The 24,462-nt window shown below is 37.5% G+C and carries 27 protein-coding genes; 14 read left to right on the top strand and 13 right to left on the bottom strand.

Annotation, left to right across the window (positions count from 1 at the left end):
* The first annotated feature begins 102 nt into the window (after positions 1–102).
* Complete coding sequence (locus B3E92_RS22235; protein WP_259255184.1) at positions 103–792, top strand: energy transducer TonB; 690 nt, start codon at positions 103–105, stop codon at positions 790–792.
* 121 nt (positions 793–913) lie between these two features.
* On the opposite strand, the gene B3E92_RS22230 is transcribed toward B3E92_RS22235, so the two are convergent.
* Entirely contained in the window at positions 914–1,207 is a 294-nt protein-coding gene (locus tag B3E92_RS22230) for a VOC family protein (protein WP_286767051.1), read from the bottom strand.
* A gap of 474 nt (positions 1,208–1,681) precedes the next feature.
* On the opposite strand from B3E92_RS22230, the gene B3E92_RS22225 reads away from it, so the two are divergent.
* The 3 genes from B3E92_RS22225 to B3E92_RS22215 all read left to right on the top strand — a co-directional run bounded on the left by B3E92_RS22225 (position 1,682) and on the right by B3E92_RS22215 (position 8,002).
* On the top strand, positions 1,682–4,924 hold the full coding sequence (locus B3E92_RS22225) for a SusC/RagA family TonB-linked outer membrane protein (RefSeq protein WP_286898406.1): 3,243 nt from the start codon (positions 1,682–1,684) through the stop codon (positions 4,922–4,924).
* An 11-nt stretch (positions 4,925–4,935) separates the two neighbouring features.
* The gene (locus B3E92_RS22220; RefSeq protein ID WP_286833170.1) at positions 4,936–6,471 is read left to right on the top strand and encodes a RagB/SusD family nutrient uptake outer membrane protein; all 1,536 of its coding nucleotides are present in this window, start codon (positions 4,936–4,938) and stop codon (positions 6,469–6,471) included.
* A 295-nt stretch (positions 6,472–6,766) separates the two neighbouring features.
* Positions 6,767–8,002: a porin gene (locus B3E92_RS22215; protein WP_070565147.1), complete on the top strand. Its 1,236-nt coding sequence runs from the start codon at positions 6,767–6,769 to the stop codon at positions 8,000–8,002.
* 108 nt (positions 8,003–8,110) lie between these two features.
* Here B3E92_RS22215 and B3E92_RS22210 read toward each other — a convergent pair whose 3' ends face one another.
* From B3E92_RS22210 to B3E92_RS22175, 8 genes are all read right to left on the bottom strand, one after another.
* A complete protein-coding gene (locus B3E92_RS22210) occupies positions 8,111–8,539 on the bottom strand; it encodes a Crp/Fnr family transcriptional regulator (RefSeq protein ID WP_349681666.1) in 429 nt (142 codons plus the stop codon).
* Between the two features lie 149 nt (positions 8,540–8,688).
* Positions 8,689–9,963 carry an adenylosuccinate synthase gene (locus B3E92_RS22205; RefSeq protein WP_070565152.1) on the bottom strand — a complete coding sequence of 425 codons (1,275 nt, stop codon included), beginning with the start codon at positions 9,961–9,963 and terminating at the stop codon, positions 8,689–8,691.
* Between the two features lie 122 nt (positions 9,964–10,085).
* Positions 10,086–10,667 carry an NAD(P)H-dependent oxidoreductase gene (locus B3E92_RS22200; protein ID WP_070565155.1) on the bottom strand — a complete coding sequence of 194 codons (582 nt, stop codon included), beginning with the start codon at positions 10,665–10,667 and terminating at the stop codon, positions 10,086–10,088.
* A 58-nt stretch (positions 10,668–10,725) separates the two neighbouring features.
* Complete coding sequence (locus B3E92_RS22195; RefSeq protein ID WP_286898403.1) at positions 10,726–11,292, bottom strand: Crp/Fnr family transcriptional regulator; 567 nt, start codon at positions 11,290–11,292, stop codon at positions 10,726–10,728.
* A gap of 102 nt (positions 11,293–11,394) precedes the next feature.
* Entirely contained in the window at positions 11,395–11,580 is a 186-nt protein-coding gene (locus B3E92_RS22190) for a cupin domain-containing protein (protein WP_236586118.1), read from the bottom strand.
* Positions 11,581–11,617: 37 nt separating this feature from the next.
* Positions 11,618–12,355 (bottom strand): metallophosphoesterase family protein, encoded by a 738-nt coding sequence (locus B3E92_RS22185; protein WP_046671713.1) that lies wholly within the window; start codon positions 12,353–12,355, stop codon positions 11,618–11,620.
* Positions 12,356–12,547: 192 nt separating this feature from the next.
* A complete protein-coding gene (locus tag B3E92_RS22180) occupies positions 12,548–13,309 on the bottom strand; it encodes an SDR family NAD(P)-dependent oxidoreductase (protein WP_046671712.1) in 762 nt (253 codons plus the stop codon).
* Between the two features lie 93 nt (positions 13,310–13,402).
* On the bottom strand, positions 13,403–14,317 hold the full coding sequence (locus B3E92_RS22175) for a helix-turn-helix domain-containing protein (RefSeq protein WP_286898400.1): 915 nt from the start codon (positions 14,315–14,317) through the stop codon (positions 13,403–13,405).
* Between the two features lie 166 nt (positions 14,318–14,483).
* Here B3E92_RS22175 and B3E92_RS22170 point away from each other — a divergent pair, with 166 nt between their 5' ends.
* The 7 genes from B3E92_RS22170 to B3E92_RS22140 all read left to right on the top strand — a co-directional run bounded on the left by B3E92_RS22170 (position 14,484) and on the right by B3E92_RS22140 (position 18,129).
* Complete coding sequence (locus B3E92_RS22170; protein WP_046671710.1) at positions 14,484–14,909, top strand: organic hydroperoxide resistance protein; 426 nt, start codon at positions 14,484–14,486, stop codon at positions 14,907–14,909.
* Positions 14,910–14,912: 3 nt separating this feature from the next.
* The gene (locus B3E92_RS22165; protein ID WP_286898398.1) at positions 14,913–15,281 is read left to right on the top strand and encodes a DUF1304 domain-containing protein; all 369 of its coding nucleotides are present in this window, start codon (positions 14,913–14,915) and stop codon (positions 15,279–15,281) included.
* Between the two features lie 12 nt (positions 15,282–15,293).
* Positions 15,294–15,929 carry a nitroreductase family protein gene (locus tag B3E92_RS22160; protein WP_046671708.1) on the top strand — a complete coding sequence of 212 codons (636 nt, stop codon included), beginning with the start codon at positions 15,294–15,296 and terminating at the stop codon, positions 15,927–15,929.
* Between the two features lie 48 nt (positions 15,930–15,977).
* Complete coding sequence (locus B3E92_RS22155; protein ID WP_046671707.1) at positions 15,978–16,409, top strand: MarR family winged helix-turn-helix transcriptional regulator; 432 nt, start codon at positions 15,978–15,980, stop codon at positions 16,407–16,409.
* A gap of 170 nt (positions 16,410–16,579) precedes the next feature.
* Positions 16,580–17,293, top strand: a complete 714-nt coding sequence (locus B3E92_RS22150) for a 2OG-Fe(II) oxygenase (RefSeq protein ID WP_286727244.1) — start codon at positions 16,580–16,582, stop codon at positions 17,291–17,293.
* A gap of 10 nt (positions 17,294–17,303) precedes the next feature.
* Positions 17,304–17,564 (top strand): Ada metal-binding domain-containing protein, encoded by a 261-nt coding sequence (locus B3E92_RS22145; protein ID WP_070565173.1) that lies wholly within the window; start codon positions 17,304–17,306, stop codon positions 17,562–17,564.
* Between the two features lie 232 nt (positions 17,565–17,796).
* On the top strand, positions 17,797–18,129 hold the full coding sequence (locus B3E92_RS22140; protein ID WP_139144961.1) for a hypothetical protein: 333 nt from the start codon (positions 17,797–17,799) through the stop codon (positions 18,127–18,129).
* Positions 18,130–18,153: 24 nt separating this feature from the next.
* Here the strand turns inward: B3E92_RS22140 and nudK are convergent, their stop codons facing one another.
* The 4 genes from nudK to B3E92_RS22120 form a co-directional block, all read right to left on the bottom strand.
* The gene (nudK, locus tag B3E92_RS22135) at positions 18,154–18,735 is read right to left on the bottom strand and encodes a GDP-mannose pyrophosphatase NudK (protein ID WP_046671704.1); all 582 of its coding nucleotides are present in this window, start codon (positions 18,733–18,735) and stop codon (positions 18,154–18,156) included.
* 105 nt (positions 18,736–18,840) lie between these two features.
* Entirely contained in the window at positions 18,841–19,680 is an 840-nt protein-coding gene (locus B3E92_RS22130) for a helix-turn-helix domain-containing protein (protein ID WP_286898396.1), read from the bottom strand.
* Between the two features lie 31 nt (positions 19,681–19,711).
* A complete protein-coding gene (locus B3E92_RS22125) occupies positions 19,712–20,941 on the bottom strand; it encodes a hypothetical protein (RefSeq protein WP_286898395.1) in 1,230 nt (409 codons plus the stop codon).
* Positions 20,942–21,464: 523 nt separating this feature from the next.
* A complete protein-coding gene (locus B3E92_RS22120; protein ID WP_286767660.1) occupies positions 21,465–22,334 on the bottom strand; it encodes an SIR2 family protein in 870 nt (289 codons plus the stop codon).
* A gap of 725 nt (positions 22,335–23,059) precedes the next feature.
* Between B3E92_RS22120 and B3E92_RS22115 the strand changes: the two genes are divergently transcribed.
* From B3E92_RS22115 to B3E92_RS22105, 3 genes are read left to right on the top strand one after another with little or no spacing between them, the layout of a single operon-like run.
* On the top strand, positions 23,060–23,554 hold the full coding sequence (locus B3E92_RS22115) for an N-acetylmuramoyl-L-alanine amidase (protein ID WP_070565190.1): 495 nt from the start codon (positions 23,060–23,062) through the stop codon (positions 23,552–23,554).
* Entirely contained in the window at positions 23,541–23,918 is a 378-nt protein-coding gene (locus B3E92_RS22110) for a hypothetical protein (protein WP_046671699.1), read from the top strand. Before B3E92_RS22115 ends, B3E92_RS22110 begins: the two co-directional genes overlap by 14 nt.
* On the top strand, positions 23,875–24,390 hold the full coding sequence (locus tag B3E92_RS22105; protein WP_115049766.1) for a hypothetical protein: 516 nt from the start codon (positions 23,875–23,877) through the stop codon (positions 24,388–24,390). The genes B3E92_RS22110 and B3E92_RS22105 overlap by 44 nt, the downstream gene beginning before the upstream one ends.
* Positions 24,391–24,462: the final 72 nt, after the last annotated feature.

The following is a 24,462-nucleotide window of genomic DNA, read 5'->3' as shown; positions in this document are numbered from 1 at the left end:
ACGACCTTTTCTATGTGAAATTATTTTCTTTAGTGGTGCCTTAGTCTATGTTTTTATGTAATAATTACCTATATTTAGTTAACAATCTCTAGAACTTATATTATGAAATTATTAGGTACCTTATGCTTTCTGGCTTTGTCCATAAGTCTATATGGCCAGAATAACCCAGCCCGTCCTAAAGAGGGCGATGAGCAGTTCGCAGCGAAATTGAATAAGCAATTAAAATTATCGAATTCCGAAATACAACGTGATATTTCGGGCGAAGTAGTTCTTGATTTTCGTGTCAACGAACATGGGAAAATTGATTCAATTGATATCGTTCGGGATTTGGGCGATAAAATTTCACTCCGCTTGATCGATATTCTTAAACGATCGGGGGATTGGGAACCTGCTAAGAAGAATGGATCACCAGTAGCTTCGTGGGTTCGTTTTCCTTACAAAGTATTAAGCTTGAGAGAATCTGCTAGTTCGTCGCTGCTAGTAAAGGCAGAACCAATTGAAGGCATGTCTACTTTCATTGAAAAATTCTATAAAAATTTCCAATATCCACCTGAAGCACTGAAAGCAGGCTTGTCTGGTGATTATGAGTTAAATTTTATTGTGAAAGAAGATGGGAAAATTACTGGTGTTAAATTAAAAGATGATCCTGGTTATGGCGTATTGACGAGTGCGCAACGTGCACTTAACAGAGCAGGTAAATGGAAACCAGCAACCCAAAACGGGGAGGCTGTAAAGTCTTCTGTTGTTGTTCCATTCAAATTGAATTTGAAAGAATTCAGAACACATATTTAATTAGATCAAAAAGGAATTTTTATGTAATATAGAGGTAGCAAGTATTTTGCTACCTCTATATTTTTTCACCAAACTGAAGCACATATCCATTATTATCATAAATAGCAAACTCAAGCATGCCCTATTCGAAAGTTTCTATTTCATAACATATTTTGACATTATCTTTCAAACTTTCCAATAAATTATCAACATCAGCTATGTTAAAATAAAGGGACCCGGTAAATTGTGCTGTTTCAAAAGCAATGCTTTCAACAGGATGCGAAAACATGATTTCGATGGTTCCACTTCGCAGTAGAGCCCAGTTCAATGCTTCGTTTTTTTCAACACATGTAAACCCGAGTTTTTCAGTATAGAACTGAATAGTTTGATCTAAGCTTTTTGTATATAATATTGGATTTAAGCTTTTGTAGTTCATCTTTTTTTTGCCTTTTATTGGTTCGAACTATTGTTTTGTCTTTTTGATAGCAGTTACGTGTGTTTTTTTATTATTATCGATTGTAAGGGTAGTTTTATGATGAAAAATACAAAATATTACAGTATTTATTGTTACTTCATAAAAAAAAATAGCTACTTTTTTAGATTAAGGTGTGTTGTTTGTGTAATTGTTTGGTATTTAGTGTTTTTGTGTGTTATTTTTTTGTGTGAAATACTATGATTTATATCGTTTGTTTTCCAGTTTTTTAATTCTATTTATAACTTCTTGTTGCATCTTTAAACGATTGTTTTATCTTTGCTTTTAACAAAACCTTAACATTTCATGTTTGGTTTTGTACACTAACTGTATTAGCCTGTTGGGCTCATCACTTTTGAAAAACATATATTAAAAGTTTCTTCGGTGCTTTTATCGTATTTAGTTAGATAAACTACTTATTTAAACAAACATAAACATATGAAACACAAACTACTCAGTTTTTTCGTGGGGAGTATGATCCTTTCTTCTGTTGCTTTTGCGCAAGAGAAGAAAGTAAGCGGTCGTGTAACTGGCGCTGACGGGAAACCGTTGGTAGGAGTTACAATTGCTGTTCAAGGATCAAACATTGCTACTCAAACAGATGCAAATGGAAAATATTCTTTATCAGTTCCTCTTGGTAAAGTAATGGTTTTCAGGTATGTCGGTCATTCTGATAAGACTATAATCGTTAAAGATGGACAGTCATTATTCAACGTGTCACTAGAGGATCAGAATACAGCATTAGATGAGGTTGTCGTAGTCGCTTATGGTACTGCCAAAAAAGAATCTGTGACTGGATCCGTAACCTCCGTCTCTGCTAAAGATATCGAAAAGAGACCAGTTACCAATGCATTTGCAGCTTTAGAGGGATCTGCTGCTGGTATTCAACTGAACAATACTTCTGGTATGCCAGGTGCAGAACCTAGTATAAGGATTCGTGGATTTTCATCACTAAATGGTTCGAATGACCCTCTTTATGTTGTCGATGGTGTTCCTTTTGGTGGTAATATCTCCGATATAAATCCGAATGACGTAGAAAGTATATCGGTATTGAAAGATGCTTCTTCTTCAGCTTTGTATGGTAGTAGGGCAAGTAATGGTGTTATTATTATTACAACAAAGAAAGGAAAAGCTGGACGCTCACAAGTGAATGTTTCCACTGATCAAGGGTTTTATTCAAGAGGTATTGCAGAATATAGCCGAGTGAATGATAGACAATTCATGGAGGCTATGTGGATGGGGTATCGAAATAACTTATTGACAAGTAGTTCAACCAAATATCCGACAACCCAATCGGCAAATGATGAGGCTTCAAAGTCATTGGTAAGTAACTATCTTAAACTAAACATTTATGATAAAGATGATGATAAATTATTTGACGCGAATGGTAAGCTAGTTTCCGATGCGCAAATTAAAAGTGGATATCGAGATGACTTGGATTGGTTTAGTGAAGTAGATCGTATAGGACATCGTCAAAATTATAATATTGATGGGAATACAGCCACGGATAAAGCAAAAGTTTTTTATTCTACTGGATATTTGGACGAAAAGGGCTATATTAAAAATTCAGGTTTAAAGAGGTTTACAGGTCGTTTAAATGCAGAATTGCAAGCTAAAAATTGGTTTAAATATGGCTTCAATTTAGCAGGATCACACCAAATTTCAGATAGAATAAGCGGTTCCACGGATGATGCTGGTTCTTTCACAAATCCTTTTAATTATGCACGTTCAATTGCACCAATTTATCCGATTCATCTACATAATCCTGATGGTACCTATGCATTAGATGCTTTAGGAGATAAACAATTCGATAATGGTGAATCAACAAGATTACAATATGTTGGAAGGCATACTATTTGGGAAAATGAATTGAACAGTGATCAAACGATTAGAAATACTGTCAACGGTCGAGGATTCCTCGAATTTAAATTCCTGAAAGATTTTACGTTCACGCTAAATGGTGATTTGAATCTTCGTAATTCTGAACGCCGTACCTATAATAATGCAGTGATAGGAGATGGTAATGGACAAGGTCGCGCTGCTAGAAATATTTATCGGTACAAAAATTATACGCTACAACAACTGTTAAGTTGGAATAAGGACTTTGGAAAGCATCACGTTGACGTTTTAGCAGGACATGAAAATTATTCCGATAATTGGAGCTACTTGTATGGTTATAAAACGGATGAGACGTTTGCTGGAAAAACTGACATGGTTAACTTTACCAAGATTACCTCTTTGTATGACTACCAAGAGGACTATCGCGTCGAAAGTTTCTTGTCTCGCGCTCGCTATAATTATGATGGTAAGTATTTTGCTGAGGCCTCCTTTAGAAGAGACGGATCTTCTAGATTCAGCCCTGAAAATCGTTGGGGTAACTTTTGGTCATTAGGTGGAAGTTGGATAGTTTCCAAAGAAGACTTTTTTAAAGATGCACTTCGTGTCGTCAATGATTTGAAAGTAAGAGCATCTTATGGAGAAGTTGGAAATGATGAAAGTGCTAATAAATATGCACACTTAGCTTTGTATGATATAGATCAAAATGCAAATATGGCGGCTCTTTATAAAAAACAAAATGCGTCGCCGGATCTGATTTGGGAAACTTCAAGTTCTTTTTCTGCAGCTATTGAGACACGTTTATTCCAGCGTGCAAATTTAAGCTTTGAATACTTTAATAAGCAGTCACAAAATCTGATATTTGACGTTAATTTGCCGCTATCTGCCGGTGCGACATCTACTTCTTCTGCTGTTTCCACAATTACACGTAATATCGGTTCAATGTCAAATCGCGGTTTTGAGCTAACATTTGATGTCGATGTTTTGAAAGGTGATGGATGGAAATGGAATATTGGAGCGAATGCAACATGGTTGACCAACAAAATATTAGCATTACCAGAAGAGAATAGAGAAAATGGTATTATCACTGGTAATTTTAAATGGATGGAAGGACGTGGAAGATATGATTTCTGGATGTTTAAATTTGCAGGTGTAGATCAAATGACCGGGCGTTCTCTGTATCTTCCAGATACACAAAGATTTAATGTAAATGGTTCAGCTCCTGATAAGGCAGCTATACCAGCTGCTGAATTAATAGAGATTAACGGAAAATATTATGTTACCAATCCATCCAATTATGGTGTAAGGGATTGGTCGGGATCTGTTATTCCTAAGATGAATGGAAGTTTCAATACCAACTTTGAATATAAGAATTTTAGTTTTTCGGCTTTATTTACTTACGCTATCGGAGGTAAAGTATTTGATTCGTCTTATGCAGGTTTAATGTCTATGTCTGGTACGCCAAGTGCTATGCATACAGATATTATGAAGTCATGGAATGGAATTCCTGAAGGTATGACTGCGACTTCTGTAAATAGATTGGATCCGAATAGTATTCCAGCAATTAACTTTTCACAAAGCAATATGAACAACTATTCAAGTGATCGTTTTTTAACGGATGGCTCTTATTTAGTTATCAAAAATATTGCGGTGGGCTATAGTTTGCCAAAAACATTAGTTAGTAAAATAGATTTGTCTTCAGTAAGAATTGTTGCGGGGATCGAAAACTTGGCAACAATGACGAAACGCAAAGGAATGAACCCGCAACAGCAATGGAATGGTACTAGTACAAATGCTTGGGTAACTCCGCGTACTGTATCTTTTGGAGTAAAAGTTGGACTATAAGAAATAAAAGGATGAAAAATATAAATTATATTAAAGTATTATTTGCAGGAGTGTTGTTGCTAGCTTCCTGTAAAAAGGACTATTTAGAGACACTTCCTACAGACTCTGTAAGTACTCCTACGGTATTTGAAACAACAAAAAATGCCAAGTTAGCTGTAAATGGCTTAGCTAAAATGATGACCCAACAATATTTGGGAAGCCAGGGCTTTAATGGAGAAGGAACAATCAAAATGTATTACGGGAATTATCCTGGAAACAATTTTTTTGTCAACTTAAGTGGTTGGGCCGATATCATTAATGCAAATTACAATCAAAATTTAACAAGTATTTACCTTTATTATCCTTGGTATTATTATTACAAGATTATAGGTAATGCAAATCAAATTGTAATAAGTATTGATGGAGCGGAGGGACCAGCCGTTGAAAAAGATTTCATAAAAGCACAAGCATTAACCTTTAGAGCATACAGTTATATGATGTTAGCTCAGATTTACGGAAATAGATGGAAGGATTCCAATAATGGTCAAACTGGAGGCTTAGTTCTAAGAACCGACGTATCAACAGGAGACATGCCTTTATCTACTTTAGGGCAGACATATGATTTAATTTATAAAGATTTAAATGACGCAATAGCGCTATATGAATCGTCTAAATTGGATAGAGAATCCGACAAAAATTTCCAAGTGAATGAGGATGTGGCTTACGCGATTTACGCAAGGGCAGCACTAAACAAACAGGACTACGTTAACGCAGAAAAATATGCAGTTCTTGCTCGTAAAAATTATAAATTGATGAGTAACGCTGATTATAAAAACGGTTTTTCTACTCCGAATGGCGAATGGATATGGAGTAGTTATGGAGCCTCTGATGAAACGTTATATTTCTATTCATTCCAGTCTTATATTGCCTATAACTCAACAGCTAGTGCCGTAAGAACAACACCAAAATGTATCAGTAGAGAATTGTTCGATAAGATACCGACGACAGATGTTCGTAGAGATTTATTTTTGGATCCAAAGAATGAAGCATATACTACCGCAACGGGTATTGCGGGGACAGCTATGAAAGCGAGAGCATTTAAGTTGTTCCCAGATTTACAAGCTACTGCAGTTCCTTTTGCGTATATGAATTTCAAATTTAAAGCGAATGATATACCTGGTATCGGTCATGTGAATCATTTTAGGGCTTCCGAAATGTATCTCATTGAGGCTGAAGCGAAATTTTTCCAAAATAAGGCAGCAAGCGAAGTTCAAGGTGTTCTTAATGCATTAAACGCTACTTCAGGAAGGGATGTGAATTATGTTTGTACAAAAACAGGAACAGATCTACTTAATGAAATTAAACTTTATCGCGCGGTTGAACTATGGGGCGAAGGATTCGATTGGTTTGATATGAAACGATGGGGAGATACTATTGTGAGAAAAGACTTTGCTAACGGTGGTAATTTCTTGACTTCATTGGTTACTACAATTAAGCCAGAAGATAAAAATAAATGGACTTGGGCTATACCTCTTCGTGAAAGCGATTATAATAAGGGGTTGGAATAATTTTAAGAAGGAATCAATAGGATTAAAAGGCCGGTACAATTTGTATCGGCCTTTTTATTTAAGAATACCTATAGATTGCGATAGTTCGCATTGTCTCGGCCTATCCCTTACGAGACATATTACTAAATCGTTAATTTTATGTATATAAATTAATAGACTAACAATTTATTAATATTAACTTAATATTGAGAATCTATTTTTACGCCGTTGAAAGATGATGGAATAGAAGAAGGAAAAATGATTCTGCTCGTATCATATCATCACAAGCGAAAAAGATAATTTATTTAAAATTCTCATGAAAAAAGCACTTTTACTCTTAGCTCTGATAGGACCCGTTGTAGCACTTGCGCAAAATAATAATGCGCCCTCCAGCTATGATCCACATGATATCAAGATTACGGGGTATCTTCAAACACAGTTTCAAAAGGCGCAATCTCCTGGAATTACGTCCTTTTCAGGTGGGGATTTTTCAAAGAATTCGGATAACAGATTTATGATCCGCAGGGGACGTCTTAAAATTGACCGTGTGGATACCTACTCGAGTATTGTCTTTCAATTGGATGCTACTCAAGACGGTGTACAACTAATGGATGCCTTTATTCAATTGCGTCACCCAAGTCAAAAAGGCCTTAGTTTAACTGCGGGACTTTTCAATAGACCTTTTGGATATTCCATTGTATACTCATCGGGCTATCGTGACTTTCCGGAACGGGCACGTGTATTCCAGACGTTGATGCCACGCGAACGTGATCTTGGAGGGATGGTAAGTTATCATCCTGGGGGTAAAGTTAAATTCTTAAATTTAGATTTAGCCCTGGTGAACGGTAGTGGTCACTCCGCTAAGGACTATGATTCTAAAAAGGACCTGATCGGTAATCTTGCTTTTAAATTTGATAGTTTAGCCGATAAAAAACTTCATTTGGGTTTTGGCGGCTCGTTCTATAAAGGTTCAGTGCGTAATGATACGAAAACGTACTATACGCCCAATAGCAATGGTTATACAGCGCATACCAGTGATGAGAATGAAGGTAAAGCCATCGGCAGGAACTATTATGGAGCAAACTTACAGGTCGAGTTTGATAATAGCTTCGGGAAATCCAGTTTCAAAACCGAATATGTGGCAGGAGACCAGCCTGGAGTTGCCGGTGGTGTCGATATTAAAGGACCTTACGCCAGCAGAAGTTTTACAACCCAGCCGACAACAGACCTTTATCAACGTAAATTTAATGGATACTATCTTTGGTTTACGCAGGAGATTGCGAAGACCGGTATTACTGCATTGATAGCGTATGACGTATATGATCCAAATACGAAAGCAAGTGGCATGACAATCGGCATGCCTGATAATTTTACGGCCGATGGCGATGTTAAGTTTAGTACGCTGGGCTATGGTCTTGCATATCAGATTAACAATAGGATAAAACTGACTGTATATAATGAGCATGTAACGAACGAAAGCACAAGTTTACCAAACTTTTCGGCTGATCTGAAAGATAATGTTTTCACTACAAGGCTGCTTTATCGTTGGTAAATTGGCTCAGTGCTGTTTTTTCGCGAGTATCGGTGTTGAGGGATCAATATTTAGTTTGACCAATATAGTAGGTTGTTTAGGCCGTTTGATTTAGAGATCTCCCGACACTTAGATGTTTTTCCGAATCCGGCTCAGTGATGATGCGGTAATCCCTAAATAGGACGCTAACATGGCTAATGGAACACGATTGGCTAAACCCGGGTAAAGCTTTAAGAACAGGAGATAGCGTTCTTTGGCATCGAGATTCATCATGGTATTTGCCGTTTTTAGCTTACTTTCCACCACAAAAGCATAAAGTTTGGCCATCAACAACGGCCAAACTTTAATTTCCTTTTCAAGAAGCGTAAAATTCTCAAAATCAAGGCTCCAGATCTCACTATCTGTGAGGGATTCTATATAGTCGTTGGAAGGTGTTCGATCCAAGAAGCTCTGAAGATCCCCAATAAAACGACCTTCATAAATAAAATAACGCGTAAAATCGTCGCCTTTACTGTTGTAATAGAGCGAACGGAATACCCCCGATTCCACAAAAGCAATGCTATTGTTTACTTTACCGCAAGCGAAAAATAGCTTGACTTTGGAATACTCTTTTTTTCGAATGCTTGTCGAATTAAGTTCTCTTCTCGCAAATCGAGCTGTCCAAATTTTCGGATGTATTCCAGTAATTGCTCCATGTTACCTTTATATTACTTAGCTAATTTAATCAATTCTTCACGTTGAGGTCCTGTTGAAAGATACTTTATGGGAACTTCTAATTCTTCTTCGAGAAAAGATATAAATGTCCTCAAGGTTTGTGGAAGCAAGTTTGCTTGCTTGATATTACAGAAATCGGTATTCCAACCTTTTAAATATTTCCAGATCGGTTTAATTTTTTGTTCATAAGATTGGGAAAATGCTAAAGAAATTTTTTGTTCATCTATTTCATAATGGGTACAGACGGGGATTTCAGCCATTTCGTTCAAAATGTCGGCTTTCGTAAGAACGAGTTCCGTAACTCCGTTTAACATGATGGCATATTTTAATGCTGGGATATCCAGCCAGCCGACACGACGGGGACGTTTGGTATTGGAACCGAATTCAGCTCCTTTGTCCCGTAAATCATTGGCAGCTTGTCCTGTGATCTCTGTTGGGAAAATACCATTCCCCACACGAGTGCAATAGGCCTTTGTAACACCATAAATTTTATCCACCAGTTTAGGCGACACACCCAAGCTTACACAGGCTGCGGAGGCTATCGTATTTGATGAGGTCACATAGGGATAACTTCCATGGTCGATATCAAGCAGAGTTGCCTGCGCGCCTTCCGCCAATACTTTCTTGCCATCTCGGATCGCCTTATTCAGAAAGATTTCGGTATCTATAATTGGCACTTGTTTTAAGGAAGTGCATCCTTGAATAAAATTGTGGTAGAGCTCTTCGAATGCAGGCATTTCTTGCCCCAAAAACTGTAGTTCTTTGTATTGACGGTTTAAATTTTGATATACGTCAGTATCAAAACTATCCGAGTGAAGATCACCAACGCGAAGGTTCTGTCTGAGTATTTTATTGGAATAGCTTTGCGCAATTCCATTTTTGGTCGTTCCTATCGTGCGATACAGTGGGGACTGTTCCATATAGATATCCCAATAACGATGGGTCGGTAAAACGAGATGCGCTTTTTGGGATATCAAAATCCTATTGAAGAGATCTTGATCTGGCATAATGTGCGCTAGTTCTTCGATTTCTGCTTTAAATGCTAATGGGTCAACGACCACACCGGTGCCAATAATGTTTTTGACATGCGACGAAAAAATACCCGATGGGAGTAGTTTAAGCGTAACTTTGTTACCTTGATAATAAATACTATGTCCGGCATTCGCGCCGCCATTAAAACGGGCGATAATATCATAGTCGCTTCCGATCAGATCAATGAATTTTCCTTTACCTTCGTCTCCCCATTGGAGCCCAATTAGAATGTCCATGTTGCGTTTGTCTTGAAATTATTGTCAAAGCTAGGGCTTGCAAGGCGGAGGGCAATTGCCATTTGGCAAAAAGTGCTCCTCATTATCATTTGGCCAGCAGTCTTAATGCGTTTGGATTGCGCTTAAGCTTGTTTGTGTCCCAACCGTTGTACTTTTTGTAGCCATTTATTCCGTTTAATAGGATCGGAAGTTTTGATAATTCCGATATAGGTGACTTTAACCGGCGATATTCCACAAAATTGAAGGGTTGATCTTTTTAATTGATTAACACTTGGTCTGCCGTAAACTAAAGCATAATACCAACTTGGTTGATCGAGTGTTGTAATGATCCGAGCAGATTTTCCTTTGAGTAATTTGTCCCAAAAAAGAGAGTTTTCGCGATATTGAAAAGCCCGTCCAGGTAAAAAAAGTCTATCGATAAAGCCTTTCATCAAGGCTGGAAGGCCGCCCCACCAAACGGGATGTATCCAGACCAAATGATCGGCCCATAAGATGTCTTCCCAGGCAAGGAGTAGGTCCTGCTCAAGTTCTGTCCGTTTACGATAACCAAATTCAAGGTTTGGATTGAAATCTAGGTCAATAATATGGATTGTTCGTACTGTAGCTCCGGACGCTGCCGCAGCTTCTTGATAGGCATTTGCGATGCCAAAATTGAAAGATTCCCGATTCGGGTGGCCATTGATAATCAGTATTTTTTTCTGCATGATGTTATACTACATCACAAAAATAGAGATACGCTTACCGTCTTTATAGGACAAATGTCTAAAAAGAAATTTCGCTGCGGATACGACTTAAATGACGTTGTGTAATGCCTAAATAGGAAGCGAGGTATTGTAAAGGAAGCTGTTGGATAGAATCAGGATGATCTTTGAGTAAATTGGCATAACGTTGTGATGCGGTTTCTTTTTGTAATTGAAAGACGCGTTTTTCAAGTTCAAGATATTGTTCCTCGGCAATCATTTTAAGGTATTTTGTCCATTTTAGGCTATTCGTAGCAAGCTTATCAATCATATTTTTTTTGATCGTCCACAGTTCGGCAGGGGTAATGGCCTGCATGGTCTCCATACTTGGCCCGCCTGTAATAAAGGAGGAGTAGGCCGCTATCCATGTATTGGGAAAGCGGAAACAATAGGTAATATCTTCCCTATTCGCACTGCTATAATAAGAACGGAAGATCCCTGATTGTATAAATGCAACCTCATGACAAGCTTGATTCTCTTTAACAAAAAAGTCGTTTTTGTTCAGCTTTCTGTATTCAAAAAGCTGAACAATCTGATTGATCTCTTCTTCGTCGAACAGACGCAAAGACCGAAAATATGTTGCTATCATGAAGTCCAAACTTAGAAAAATTGCGGTGTTCCTACAAGATAAATTCGATGTGTTTTAATCGGCTCAATGTTTAGTTTGCCGATTGAGCAACAGGGTAGATTTTTAATTCGCATCAATTAGAATGGCCAATTGCAGGCACATTTGATCGGAGCGATTGCTCCAAGCATGATTGGTGCCGCGTTGGATGACAATATCGCCGGCCTGTAAAAGCGTTTCTTCTGTGTCTGTAATCAAGTAAATCTCCCCTGTAAGAATAACGATGTAATCTAAACTTGCTGTCTGATGCATGACATTAACCTTAGCTATTGTAACAAATTGACAATGATTAAAGTGTATTATTCGCAAGTAAGAAGTCTCCGTAGAAATCGGGGATATTGCTGTCGTAAATTGCATTTGCGACAGCTGTTATTGGGTAGTTTACTTTAACGATCTCGGCATTAATTTCTTTTTCAGATAAGGTTATTATTGTGTAAGTTGCTTTTCTGTCTTTTTCTTTACTACGTCCGACGGAACCACAATTGATAAACAAGACATCTCCATCCTGTTGAATATAAGAATGGTGTGTATGTCCCATCACCAGAATATCGATTGCTTTTTGCTTTAATTGAGTTGATAGAGCACATTTTTGGGTTGATTCATGGATGTATTCGTCATTGCTTTGGAGACTGGCATGGACAAGAAGGATTTTCCTAAAACTCGTTCCAAGTTTGAAGGTTAGTTCAATGGTGTAGGGTAATGTTGCTAGCCATTTTTTATGAGGGGCCGATATCTCCTTCTTACTTAGCTTGATGGCGATTTCTCGATTTGAAGTCTCTATTACATCATGGTGTGGTAAAGGGATAATGGCTTCGTCAAAAGCAATTCTTTGGTCATGGTTTCCCAGTAGACATGGAATGTTTTTTTCTTGTATTCTGTCAATGACTTCATTGCCCCAGGGAGCGAAATCAACAAGATCACCTAAGCAGTAAATTTGTGTTAATCCTTTATTTTTGATATCTGTTAATACCGCATCCAATGCAATTAAATTGGCATGAATGTCACTTATTATGGCAAGTTGTATCATATTCTTATGCTACAAACATAATCATTCGGATAGTCAGTCAACGTACACTTTAAGAGGTAAAGAAGAAAATGATAATAGCATTATAATTTTTATTCTAAAAGAGGAGGAACTGGATGGGATTGGTGAAGAAATACTGTTAAATAAGCACATATCGAATAGGCTCAGATATGTGCTTATTTAAGTGATACGTTACTAAAGATTCATCCCGCCCGATACTTCAATGCGTTGTCCGTTGATCCATCTTGCATCTTCTGTACAAAGGAAGGCCACCACTCCACCGATATCATCGGGTACACCAGCACGTCCTAAAGCTGTAACAGCTGCAATATGCGCATTTGTTTCTTTGTTATCCCGCACATGCCCGCCACCAAAATCAGTCTCGATTGCGCCAGGAGCAACGACGTTTGCTGCAATACCTCGAGGACCGAGTTCTTTGGCAAGATACCTCGTGAGTACCTCGATTGCCCCTTTCATCGAGCCATAGGCAGATGATCCCGGAAATGCAAAACGGGCGAGGCCAGAGGAAATATTGATAATACGTCCGCCATCATTCAAATAGGGAAGAGCTTTCTGCGTGAGAAAAAATACCCCTTTATAATGGATATTATAAACTGTATCAAATTGTTCTTCTGTGGTTTCTATAAAGGGTGCATATAAGGCAGTGCCCGCATTATTGATCAAAAAATCAAAATTAGACTTTCCCGTTTGTTGTAGCAAATGTTGCGTAACCCGTTCAATAAAGCCATTAAAGGACTGCACATTTCCTGCATCCAATTGGAATGCAGCTGCATGTTGCCCTAAAGATTGTATCGTAGCAACCACATGATCCGCTTCCTCCTGATTGCTATTGTAGGTTAAAATGATATCGATTCCTTTTTTTGCAAGGCTAACAGCCATGTTTCTACCTAAACCACGGCTTCCGCCTGTTACCAATGCTATTTTGTTTGTAGCCATTTTAATTTGTTTTAAAGATTCAATAGCACAAAGATCCGCCGAAAAGTTGAGCCTTTCCTTGCGAAATGCAAATGGATGTTTGCGAAATTCAAATTATAACGTTTGGGAACGAAAAATGTTTGGGGCAAAGCTGGTTTGCTTTTTGAAAAAATTGGAAAAATGGGCGATCTCCTCAAAGCCAAGTGAATAAGCAATCTCAGATATATTCCAATCGGTTTGTCGCAGTAAAATTTTTGCTTCCTGTGTGACTCTGGCTGCGATGACATGGCTGGTTGTTTTTCCAATATTTTCCTTTAAAATTTTATTCAGGTGGTTGACATGTATGGCCAGTCGTTCCGCAAAATCATTAGCTGTTCGTAGTTGTAGGCGTTGCATCGGAGATTCAAGTGGAAATTGTCTTTCTAGCAATTCTACAAATAATGAAGTAATCCTATTGGAGGCGTTGTGTGTAGGATTTGTTATACTTTTGGGTTGCAGCTTTTGCCCATAATGGACGATTTCAAGCACATAATTTCGCAACAGATCGTATTTAAAAACGTAATCTGAAGATAGCTCTTTATTCATTTTTAGGAAGATTCCCTCTATTTCAATGCGTTGTTCTTCTGATAGTTGGAAAATCGGAAGGCCGCCTGGTTGAAAGATCGGCAAATCATCTATGATCACACCACTTTTATTCCTTGCCAGAAATTCATCGGTTAAAACGCAAAAATAACCTTTTTGATGCTCATCTTTCGGTATCCAATGGTAAGGAACCTTAGGAGTAGCAAATACAAGTGCCGATTCATCGATTTCGATTACTTTGTCGGCATATTCGGCTGTGTTTTTTCCTGTGATTAAACTGATTTTATAATACGTTCGCTTATTGTAGGGCATGATCGGTTTATCTTTCAACTTAGCGGCAAGTTCCTCATAACTGAACACATTAAAATGACCAATCTCTCTTGCGATCTCTTTTGGGATACTCGCATTGATCTCCCGATAAAATTGTTCGATGGAAGTTGTTTTCATTTAAGCCCTATTTGCAATAATCAAATGTAGTGCTTTTAGATTACATTCGGTAACAATGTACTTTTTTTGAGATTTTGCAATTCTCATTTTAATGTAAATTGCAAAATTATATTTTGCACAACATAAATCCTTGCCATACATTTGTACAAACAAAACAAATTAAAATATGAAAACGTTATATAACATCGGTGCGACAGCCAAGGGAGGACGAAATGGTCAGGTAAAAAGCGAAAATGGTGTATTGGATTTAGCTGTTCGTATGCCAAAAGGTCTAGGAGGGGCCAATGATGATTATGCCAATCCAGAGATGCTTTTTGCGGCTGGTTATGCGGCATGTTTTGATAGTGCCTTGAATTTAGTGATTAGATCAGAAAAAGTAAAAGCGGGCGAAACTTCGGTAACAGCCCATGTGAGTATCGGACAATTGGATAATGGTGGTTTTGGTTTGGCTGCAGAATTACATGCAAATATACCTGGTGTAAGCCTGGAATTAGCGCAACAATTGATTGAAAAAGCACATCAAGTTTGTCCCTACTCAAATGCAACAAGGGGTAATATGGATGTCAAATTGACGGTATCAACTAACGAATAATATATGAATTATATTGCCAACGTGCTTACAGCACTCGTACTTTTAGAACATGTATACATTGTATGGATGGAAATGTTTGCTTGGGAAACTGCAGGAAAACGTAGTTTTGGAAAGGCTCTTCCGGCAGAATTATTTAAGCCAACGAAGGGGCTTGCTGCAAATCAAGGGCTCTACAATGGCTTTCTGATTGCAGGTTTAGCCTGGTCTTTTTTAATCAATGACCCCATCTGGAGTTACAATGTATGCCTGTTCTTTTTAGGATGTGTCCTTGTTGCCGGTGTTTTTGGCGGAATTACAGCGAGCAAAAAGATATTTTTTGTACAAGGAGTTCCTGCATTGTTGGCGTTGTTATCCGTTATTCTCTTAAAATAAAACTATAATTATATGTCATTAATAGAAGATTTACAATGGCGTCATGCTGTGAAAGCATACGACCCGACAAAAAAAGTTAGTCAGGAAAATGTAGATAAAATCGTTGAGGCTGCACGCTTTGCACCTACTTCTTCGGGTTTACAGCCATTTAAGATATTGATTGTTGAAAATCAGGCATTGAAAGAAGAACTGGCAAAAGGAGCACTAAATCCAGACTGTATGCGTGAATGTTCACATGTGCTTGTTTTCGCTGCCTGGGATCGTTATACGGAAGAACGTATTGATAAAGTTTATGATTTTACAACGGATGAGCGGGATTTGCCAAGGGGACGCTTTGGTTCTTATACGGACAAGTTGAAATCTATTTATTTGAGTGAAGCTGCCGAAAGAAATTTTGCACATACTGCAAGACAAACTTACATTGCTTTAGGTTTGGCGTTGGCTCAGGCAGCTGAACTTCGTGTCGATTCCACACCCGCCGAGGGTTTTGATAACCAAGTCGTGGATGAGGTTCTACAATTAGAAAAGCATGGACTAAAAAGCGTTTCATTGATGTATGTTGGCGTGGCGGACTCTTCGAGAGATTGGATTTCGACGATGAAGAAGGTTCGGGTTCCTAAGGAAGAGTTTGTTGTTGAATTCAAATAAACCGCAAACAACTTTTTCAATCCCTCAGAAACTCAATATATTTGCAAGATGGATGATTTATTAAAATTAGACAAACAACTCTGTTTTTCCGTGTATGTGCTACATAGAGAAATTATGCAGCAATATCGAACTATTCTTGAAGAGATTGACTTGACCTATCCACAGTATATCACGATGATGGCTTTATGGGAGAATGATGAGCAGACAGTAAATCAATTGGGGGCTAAGTTATTTCTAGATAATGGAACGCTTACACCACTATTGAAGCGCTTGGAGGCTAAAGTTTTGCTTACACGAACACGAAGCAAAGAAGATGAACGCGTCGTGAAGATACAGCTTACAGCACAAGGATTGCAATTGAAGGAAAAGGCGAGCTGTATTCCCATGCAGATTTTTGAAGCCCTTAAGCTCGACTATACTGATATGGTTCAGCTTAAAGCTTTGGCAGAAAAAATCGTGAATAATGTTGGGAATAGCTAGTTTTTATACGATATGAAATCAAAAAAGGATTAAATACACCTGCCTGTATTTAATCCTTTTTTTTGTGCTATGGATTGTCTTGAGCGATACATGTTCGCGTTCCTTTTATTATACATCATATTAGCATATTTCGGATTTTTTCATAGGACTGTAATGTGGAGATTCGTGGTATGGAAAATATCATTCAAAAGATAGAAGATCTAAATTGGCCTTTGATTACCGAAGAGATGCATAAACATGGTTATGTGGTTATACCAAACCTGTTGACAGCTTTACAATGCGATCTATTAAAAAAAGGGTATAGCGATTCGACGCTCTACCGTAAAACTGTCGTTATGGAAAGGCATCGATTCGGATTAGGGGAGTATAAATATTTTGACTACCCACTACCTGAGTTGATTCAAACGATTCGATCTCAACTTTATCCCTATCTTGCCGTCATTGCTAATACCTGGTTTCGTGCGCTGAAAATCGATATATCATTTTCATTGAAACATGAAGACCTTTTGACGGATTGCCGTTTGAAAGGACAAGAAAAAGCAACAGTATTGATTTTGAAATATGGTCAAGGAGGTTTCAATACGCTACATCAAGACTTGTATGGAGCGGTTTACTTTCCGATGCAGGTGATTTTGATGTTAAATGAGCCAGGAGTCGATTTTATGGGCGGAGAATTTGTATTAACACAACAAGTTCCGAGGGCTCAATCAAAGGCAATTGTTTTGAAACCTAAAAAAGGTGATCTCGTTTTATTCGCAACAAATTTTAGGCCTGAGAAAGGACGAATGGGATATTTTAGGGTTAATATGAAACATGGAGTGAGTGAAGTCACGGCCGGTGAACGCCATGCGTTGGGTATTATTTTTCATGATGCCGAGAAATAAATCCCACACAATGGAATGGCATAAAAATATAACAGATGCTTCATTGCGCGCCAAGATTCGAGCGGGAGAAATTCAATTTGGTGGCAATGAAAAGCTAAAAATTTATGGATTGCTTTGCTGTATTTCGGGAAAACGGATGAAGCGGGAGAACAGGGTCTTTTTTTCCACTGAGCAAGAAGCGCTAAAACATCATTATCGCCCTTGTGGGCACTGCTTAAAAGCGAACTACGTTGAATGGAAGGAAGAAAATAAAAGATTTGATAAAGTGTAGTTCGCATTAAGTTTGATTATATAGAGAATCTAAGTAAATCAAATTTGGAAAAAGAATCTTATGTCAAATTCCTTGTATATTGTTGAATTTTGTGTTTATCTTGAGACGGGATTAATTATCGTAGATCAAAAGAAAAATGCGTTTATATTCGATTGCTGTTTATTTTATTTTTTCGACTCTGCTGTTGATAAGCTGTGAAGAGGGGAGGCGAGATCCTAAAGTATTGAGTTATATGGCTCATACTGAACGTGACAGTGCCCGTTTGGATCTTAATCTTTTTGAGAGCCGTTTTCATGGTAAATTGTTCTTTTATAGACCTGGAGGTGAGGTTGATTCGGGAGACATTCGCGGCAATATCCAAAAAGACACTTTACTTGGGGACTATTATTATACGCCATTTGGCTGGGGACAGAAAAAAAGAAGACCCTTTGCTTTATTAAAAAAAGGGTCTTTGTATATTTTAGGTACAGGAACGGAGCAAGTGTATATGGGAATTCCACATTATATACCTTCAACCATCAATTTCCAAGACCCAAAGTTTATCTTTGAGAAAGTTAATCACTAGCCTCTTATCATCTAAATTAGGCGTCTACAGTATATTTTTTAATCGAATATATTGTAGTAGCATAATGGTTTTTCCATCTTTGATTTCACCTGTATCAATCATATGTAGCGCTTCTTCGATATTGATTTCTAGAATTTCAATATGCTCTTCCTCTTCTTCTAAACCACCGCCATCGCCAACTTTCATGTTATTGGTGTATTCTGCTATAAAAAAATGTAGAATTTCAGTTACAGAACCTGGAGACATATAAGCTTCAAAGATCTTTTTTGCTTCCTTGATCTGATAGCCTGTTTCTTCTTCTGTTTCCCTCCGTATACAGTCGTGGGGAGAATCTTGATCAAGTAGACCTGCACAAGCTTCGATAAGCATGCCTGACTCATTCCCGTTGATGTAAGTTGGTATTCGAAATTGCCTTGTTAATATGACTGTTTGAGCACTGGTATTATAGAGTAAAATGACGGCTCCATTGCCACGATCATAAGCTTCTCGACTTTGTTGCTGTACCGTCCCATCGGGTTTGCTGTATTGATAAGTCACTTTTTTTAACGTGTACCAGTTGTCTGATAGAATTTCAGTTTTTACAATTTTAATATCTTTTATTGCCATTTTTAGCGCGTTAAAGTCAAAAGATAAAAATAAGAATTGCAATCCAAACTAAGCAGGAAAAACTAAAAGAAGCCTTGATGAATTTATACGAAGTATTGATGAACCTCAGTGCGTTCTAAATTGTTTTGGATTCAGACCTGTGTGTTGTTTGAAGAAATTAGAGAAGTAAGGGGAGTCAACGAAACCAAGTTTGAACGAAATTTCTTTGATAGATAAGTCGGTTGCTTTTAACAATCGTTTTGCTTCCAAGATAGTTCGTTGTTGAATGAGCTGGCTCGGAGATACTTCGAGCTTCTGGCGACATATTTTAGTAAGGTGTGGGGTGGAAATATTAAGTTGTTTCGCATAGAAAGATACCGACTTCTCACGCTGAAAATGGATGTCAATTAACTCTTGCAACTTTAAAAGACGTGGATTGGAGTCATTATTTTGTTCATTTTGTACTATTTTCTGTACCTCTTTGCTTAATATCGATGCGAGGACAGCTGTGCGAGAGTAGATAATTGCAGGAACGCAATTGTGATCCTCAAGTTCTTTTCTTATTGCATTAAATTCATAATAAAGCAGAGCAAATGTTTCGCTAGAGAGTGAGATAACAGGAGTACGTTGATAGTAAGCAAATGAAAAATGGAAATTGGGCGAAAATTTCTCGAAGTGTTCCCTATCGACCATCAATTGGAAACCAGTTGTATTGGCCCATAATTTCCAACTATGAACTTGCTTTGGAAACAGGATATGGATTTGATGACGATCAATATGGTAATCTTTAAAATCAATCGTATGAACACCTTCTGCTTGGTCAAAAAGTACCAATAAAAAAAAATGATGCTGGTGTGGACGCGCTATATGATGTTCACCACGTAATTCCGAGTATAAATATCCTTGATTACCCGCAAGCTGGTCTTTTCTAAATTCTTGAATATCTATTGTTGGAAATAACTCCATCGAAATGACTTTGAACCTAAATATAACTATTTTATTTTAAACCATCTTCCAATACCTGTTTGCTGATGGTGAATTCACGATAGCCAAAGGCTCCGGATTTATAACCAATTACAGCACCAAATTCAATGTTTTTTGAGGAAGATGTCTTTGGAAATACAGAAGAGCGGTATACATTGGCCGCAGCTAAAGGTTTTTCGAATACACGAAAGTGTATACCATCCTTTGAATAGGCGAGATAATTCATATCTGAGGTAAACCGATCTACGTTTCCAATTGCCAGACATAAAAAATAATATCCATCAATATAGGAACCTTGCAGATGCCAAGTCGAATATCCCTTGTTGAATTCTAGCCAAGGTTTGTTCATAAATTCAACTTTTTTACTGTCGCGATATGCTGTAAAATCTAATCCATTTGTAGAAATACGCGATAGGATATTCGTCATAATTGGTGCTTTGTAGCTTGGCATGAAATCCACTTCGTAACTCGTCGTTAGGTTTGTCGAATTTCTCACAAATGTTGGTGAAAGGATGTGGTTATCTTGGAAAGACGTTGGTTCATTACTATTATACACGAGTTCCAGCGGTGTCCAGTCAACCCCATTTTTTGATGTCTGCCTTACAATAACACGTTCAGCTTCTTCATTTAATTTTTTATTGTTGTTTGCGCTTTTGGCACCCCATTTTTTTAAAATTTTGCTTGAGAAAAAGCAACCTCTATAATATAGTTCGAATTCCTCACCGTTGAAATTCCAGTCTACATCGGACCAATAACCTTGATTGGGGCTACCATCTTTTTGGATGAAAGAATCTTCTAGTGCCGGACGTCGTTGAATAGGATTTATTAATCCTGCCGGAGTGATCCATTCTTTTCCATCATTAGAAACTACCACAGTCGGATTTTCATAGAGTGAGGCGGTACGATCTGACCCTATTATGCCAAAATATGGCGTAAATACCATCCAATATTTGTATCCTTTAAAACCGGCAGGGAAATATTCAACATCTGGGTGGCAATAACTCGCACTATTGCCAGAGATATCGCGTATCCAGCCTGGCAGCTCTTCGCCGGGTTGGTTTGCATTGGCAGTTGTATTGATTTTTATTGAACCGAGGTCGCTTGTGAAACCTGTAGGTATGGGTAATTTATCTTTTTCAATGACTTCTGGATCCGGTGGTATAATTCCTGGATGAATATCTCTTTTACAACCAATAAATAATAAAAGTCCCAAAAAGAAATAGGTAATTCTTTTAAATGACATATAGATCAATAAAAATAAAATATGAATGATAATCCCTTACGGTTTTACTTTTCCTGTTAATCTTAGCTAAATGATAGCAAAAATGATTTATTTTTTTTATTTCTCAAAATCAATTTAATAAAATACTTTATATGTTGTAAATATTTGGTTTTCTGATTTATAAGTGTCTTTTTGACTTGTGTCGATGAAGGCTGTTCCCGGCTTTATCCCCCTGTTTGATCCATCAGTTGGTAAAGGCCTGATTGCGTAGTTTCACTGACTTTGGTCGCCAATCGTTTTCAGCATGAAATAACGGTTGCGTAAGGATGTCTCATTATTTGGGGCTCGTTAGATGAAATAAACTAGTGGATAATGTGCCTAATTAGCTTGCTGTTCAGATTTTGGACGATTCACCAAGCTTTCAATGCTTAATGTAAATTTATTTTGTTTGGCAACGCGAAATTCTTTTTCAATTAATGACATGATAACAAGCTAGAAATCTATAAATTGCTTTGAGGTTCAACTTAATATTTTGCTGGATAACCTATATTTTTTTGATGCTGGCGAGGACTTTCTTGTAGTATTTCGTTTTATCGGTTTCGTCAATAACAACAATTTCAACATCGTTTGCTTGAAGTAATTGCATTTTATCTTTGGAGAGCGCGTACCATTTTTTTGTTGTATAATAGAAGAGTTTATTTTCAATAAAGGTACTTCGTCTATAAAACTTATTTCTGGCGCGGTAGGTTAGCAACCACCAAAGGTCTATTTCTACAAAATCAAGCGATAGGCCTAGGATATGGATATCCTTTGTAAAAAATAAATCAATCCATGATTGGAGTTTAGTATCTTTTTTTCGACTTAATCTTTTAATTAATGCAGCCTTGTAGACTGTTTGCGAATTATAATTTGTCCCATTAACGACATAATCCCTCATTTTTTGCAATTGACCACAGTAATGTTCATAACCGAGGTTAATGGAAGAGGGATTTAGGCAGTCGCCGTGGATGTGCCAATAGTTCGTGTTGCCGATTTGGTGTTTACGAAATACACTGTAGGTTGTTTCACGGATAAGGCCAGCATTTGCTGTTGCGGTTTCTCCTTCTAAACTGAATTCATAGTTAGTTGTGATGATATTTTCGATCGAGAGATCCCGAATTAATTGGTGGATTTCATTTTGATTGATTTGAGAGACACAATCCGATATATAGCTTTTAAGTTCTCTTTCATTAATATGCTTTTCTCGAATTGCGTTAAGGAATATTTCCTCATACAACATAGGGAACGGTTTTTGTCCATTTTCCAATGAGCTAACTTTATACTTTTCTTTGATGTTGTGTAGCAAATCACTCCAGCTTATCCCTGGTGAAATATTATTAATGTCGTTCCCGACTAATAAAGCAAACTTGTTCATTGTATTGTAAATCAAGATTTACGTCTGTAAAGTTAAATGAAGATGTCAATCGATCGCATCTTTTGATATAACATTTAATCGATTGAATTTAGATTTCTTCCATACGAATTTAATAAAAAATCGAAGGATTTTGTACATGACCACAGCGACGAAAGCGTTCTTAATCTCATTATATACCGCATGGAAACAATGTGATGTAAATTGAAACTTCTGTAAAAAATGGCTACGTCATTGCGATGGACGGATCAGTCAAATATGTTGGTTTTATTCGTCAAAAAAGGCTAGGCGAACCAACTTCCTAGCCTTCACGGTATAACTTATCCTATGCTATAACAAACAAATAACAAAGGAATACAGGAAATGTTTGATGTCTCTTCAAGGATGGTCTGTTGTGATATGGCTTGACAATGATATCACGGTCTTGGCAACATATTCCCATAAATTATAGTAGTATTTTGTTGTGTTATTCTCGCTTTTGAGAGTGCTATGAAGAGCAAGTCCTGTTAAGCTCGCTTTTGGTGTATACGTACATCGATGAAAATTTTGCACAATATTCGGTATCTGTAACCTACCGCTTACATCCAGCTAATAGTGCGCTTCACTGCGCAGGATCACGCTTAACTTTGTATAAAATAGAAGCTAAATAACTCTAATAAAGTGTGTTTCCCTTCTCTCAATACAAGTTTTTTAGTGTAAGACAGATTAATTCATAAAAAAATCGTGATATGGAAATTAAAGAAAACAAACTTATCGGTGTTTCTTATAGAGAAACACCAAACAAAGGTGGGATTATTAAACCCGTTTATATTATTATGCATTACGACGGTGCGTCCAATGCTACAAGTGCAATTGATTGGATGACCGATTCCCGGAGCAAGGTTTCCGCTCATCTTCATATTAGTCGTGATGGTATCATAACGCAATTGGCGCTTTTTAATACAAAATGTTGGCATGCAGGCCTTAGTACTTGGGCCGGTCAAAAAAATTTGAATAACTGTAGCATTGGAATCGAATTGCAAAATAAAGGGATGGAGAGTTACACTGAAAAGCAGATCAATGCGGCGATAGCAGTATGTAAAGCAATTATCCGTACTTATCCGATTCGAGAGATTTTAGGGCATTCGGATATTGCACCTGAAAGAAAGGAGGATCCAGGGGTACAATTTCCCTGGGAAAAATTTAAACCGTTAACAAAAGGAAATTATAATGGAATTACTTGAGATTTTAGAGAAATTGATTATCCCTGTAGCGACAGCTGTAGGGGGGTATCTTGTTGGAAGGCCTAAGCAGCAAGCCGAGGTGGAGGCGACAAATGTTGAGAATGCCGGAAAGGTAATTGAAAAATGGGAAGGCTATGCCAATAGGTTAGAGAAAGATATTGAGCATTTACGGACGATCATTGAAGATCTTAATGAAGGGTTACATTTGGCAAATGACGAACGTATGTCTTGTGCTAAGACTTTAGCGGATTTGCAGGTAAAATATGATGATCTTATGAAACTTTATAATAGGCTACAGATTGAATTAAAGCGCGTTAAAAATGAAAAATACACTACAGATAATCGCAATGCTGCTACTGGTTAGCAGCTGCGGTTTGTTTAAAAAGGTTGAGAAAACCAATGCATCACAAGAGTTTGGCATCAAAGAAAAAAATACAGAGTCTGCTACTATAGCACAGAAGACAGGACATATACAAGTTGTTGGATTAGCTAAAGAGGCTTTGGTAACAGATGAATATGTGATGCAAGTTGAAGGTGAGGGGATTCAGATTATGCAGGATGGCGTTGTTCAGCTACATAAGGGGAAAGTCTATGCGAAAAAGGAACATTATTCTGAAAAGCTGCAGCTTGAAAGAAGGTTAAATACCAATTGGAAAGATCACAAAGCAAAAAGTAGTCAGCAAATTGAAACGAAAACGGAGCTAACTAAAGAACAATCAAAAGAGGTTGCAAAACCAGCAGTGTCAAGTCTTCTTTATTTTTTAATGGGGTGCAGTATATTGGTCGGCTTGATTATTTGGTGGATAAATAAACGTAAGTTGATTAGAATTTGGTAGTTACCCATTAAAAAGATCGTTACCATTATATTTTAATAAAATTCAGTAAATAACACGAAATAGTCCTTGAGT

Source organism: Sphingobacterium sp. UBA6317 (genome assembly GCF_002440385.1).
Lineage (GTDB): Bacteria > Bacteroidota > Bacteroidia > Sphingobacteriales > Sphingobacteriaceae > Sphingobacterium > Sphingobacterium multivorum.
Note: the sequence above shows the minus strand (reverse complement) of the source record. Positions and strands in the feature narration are given on the sequence as shown.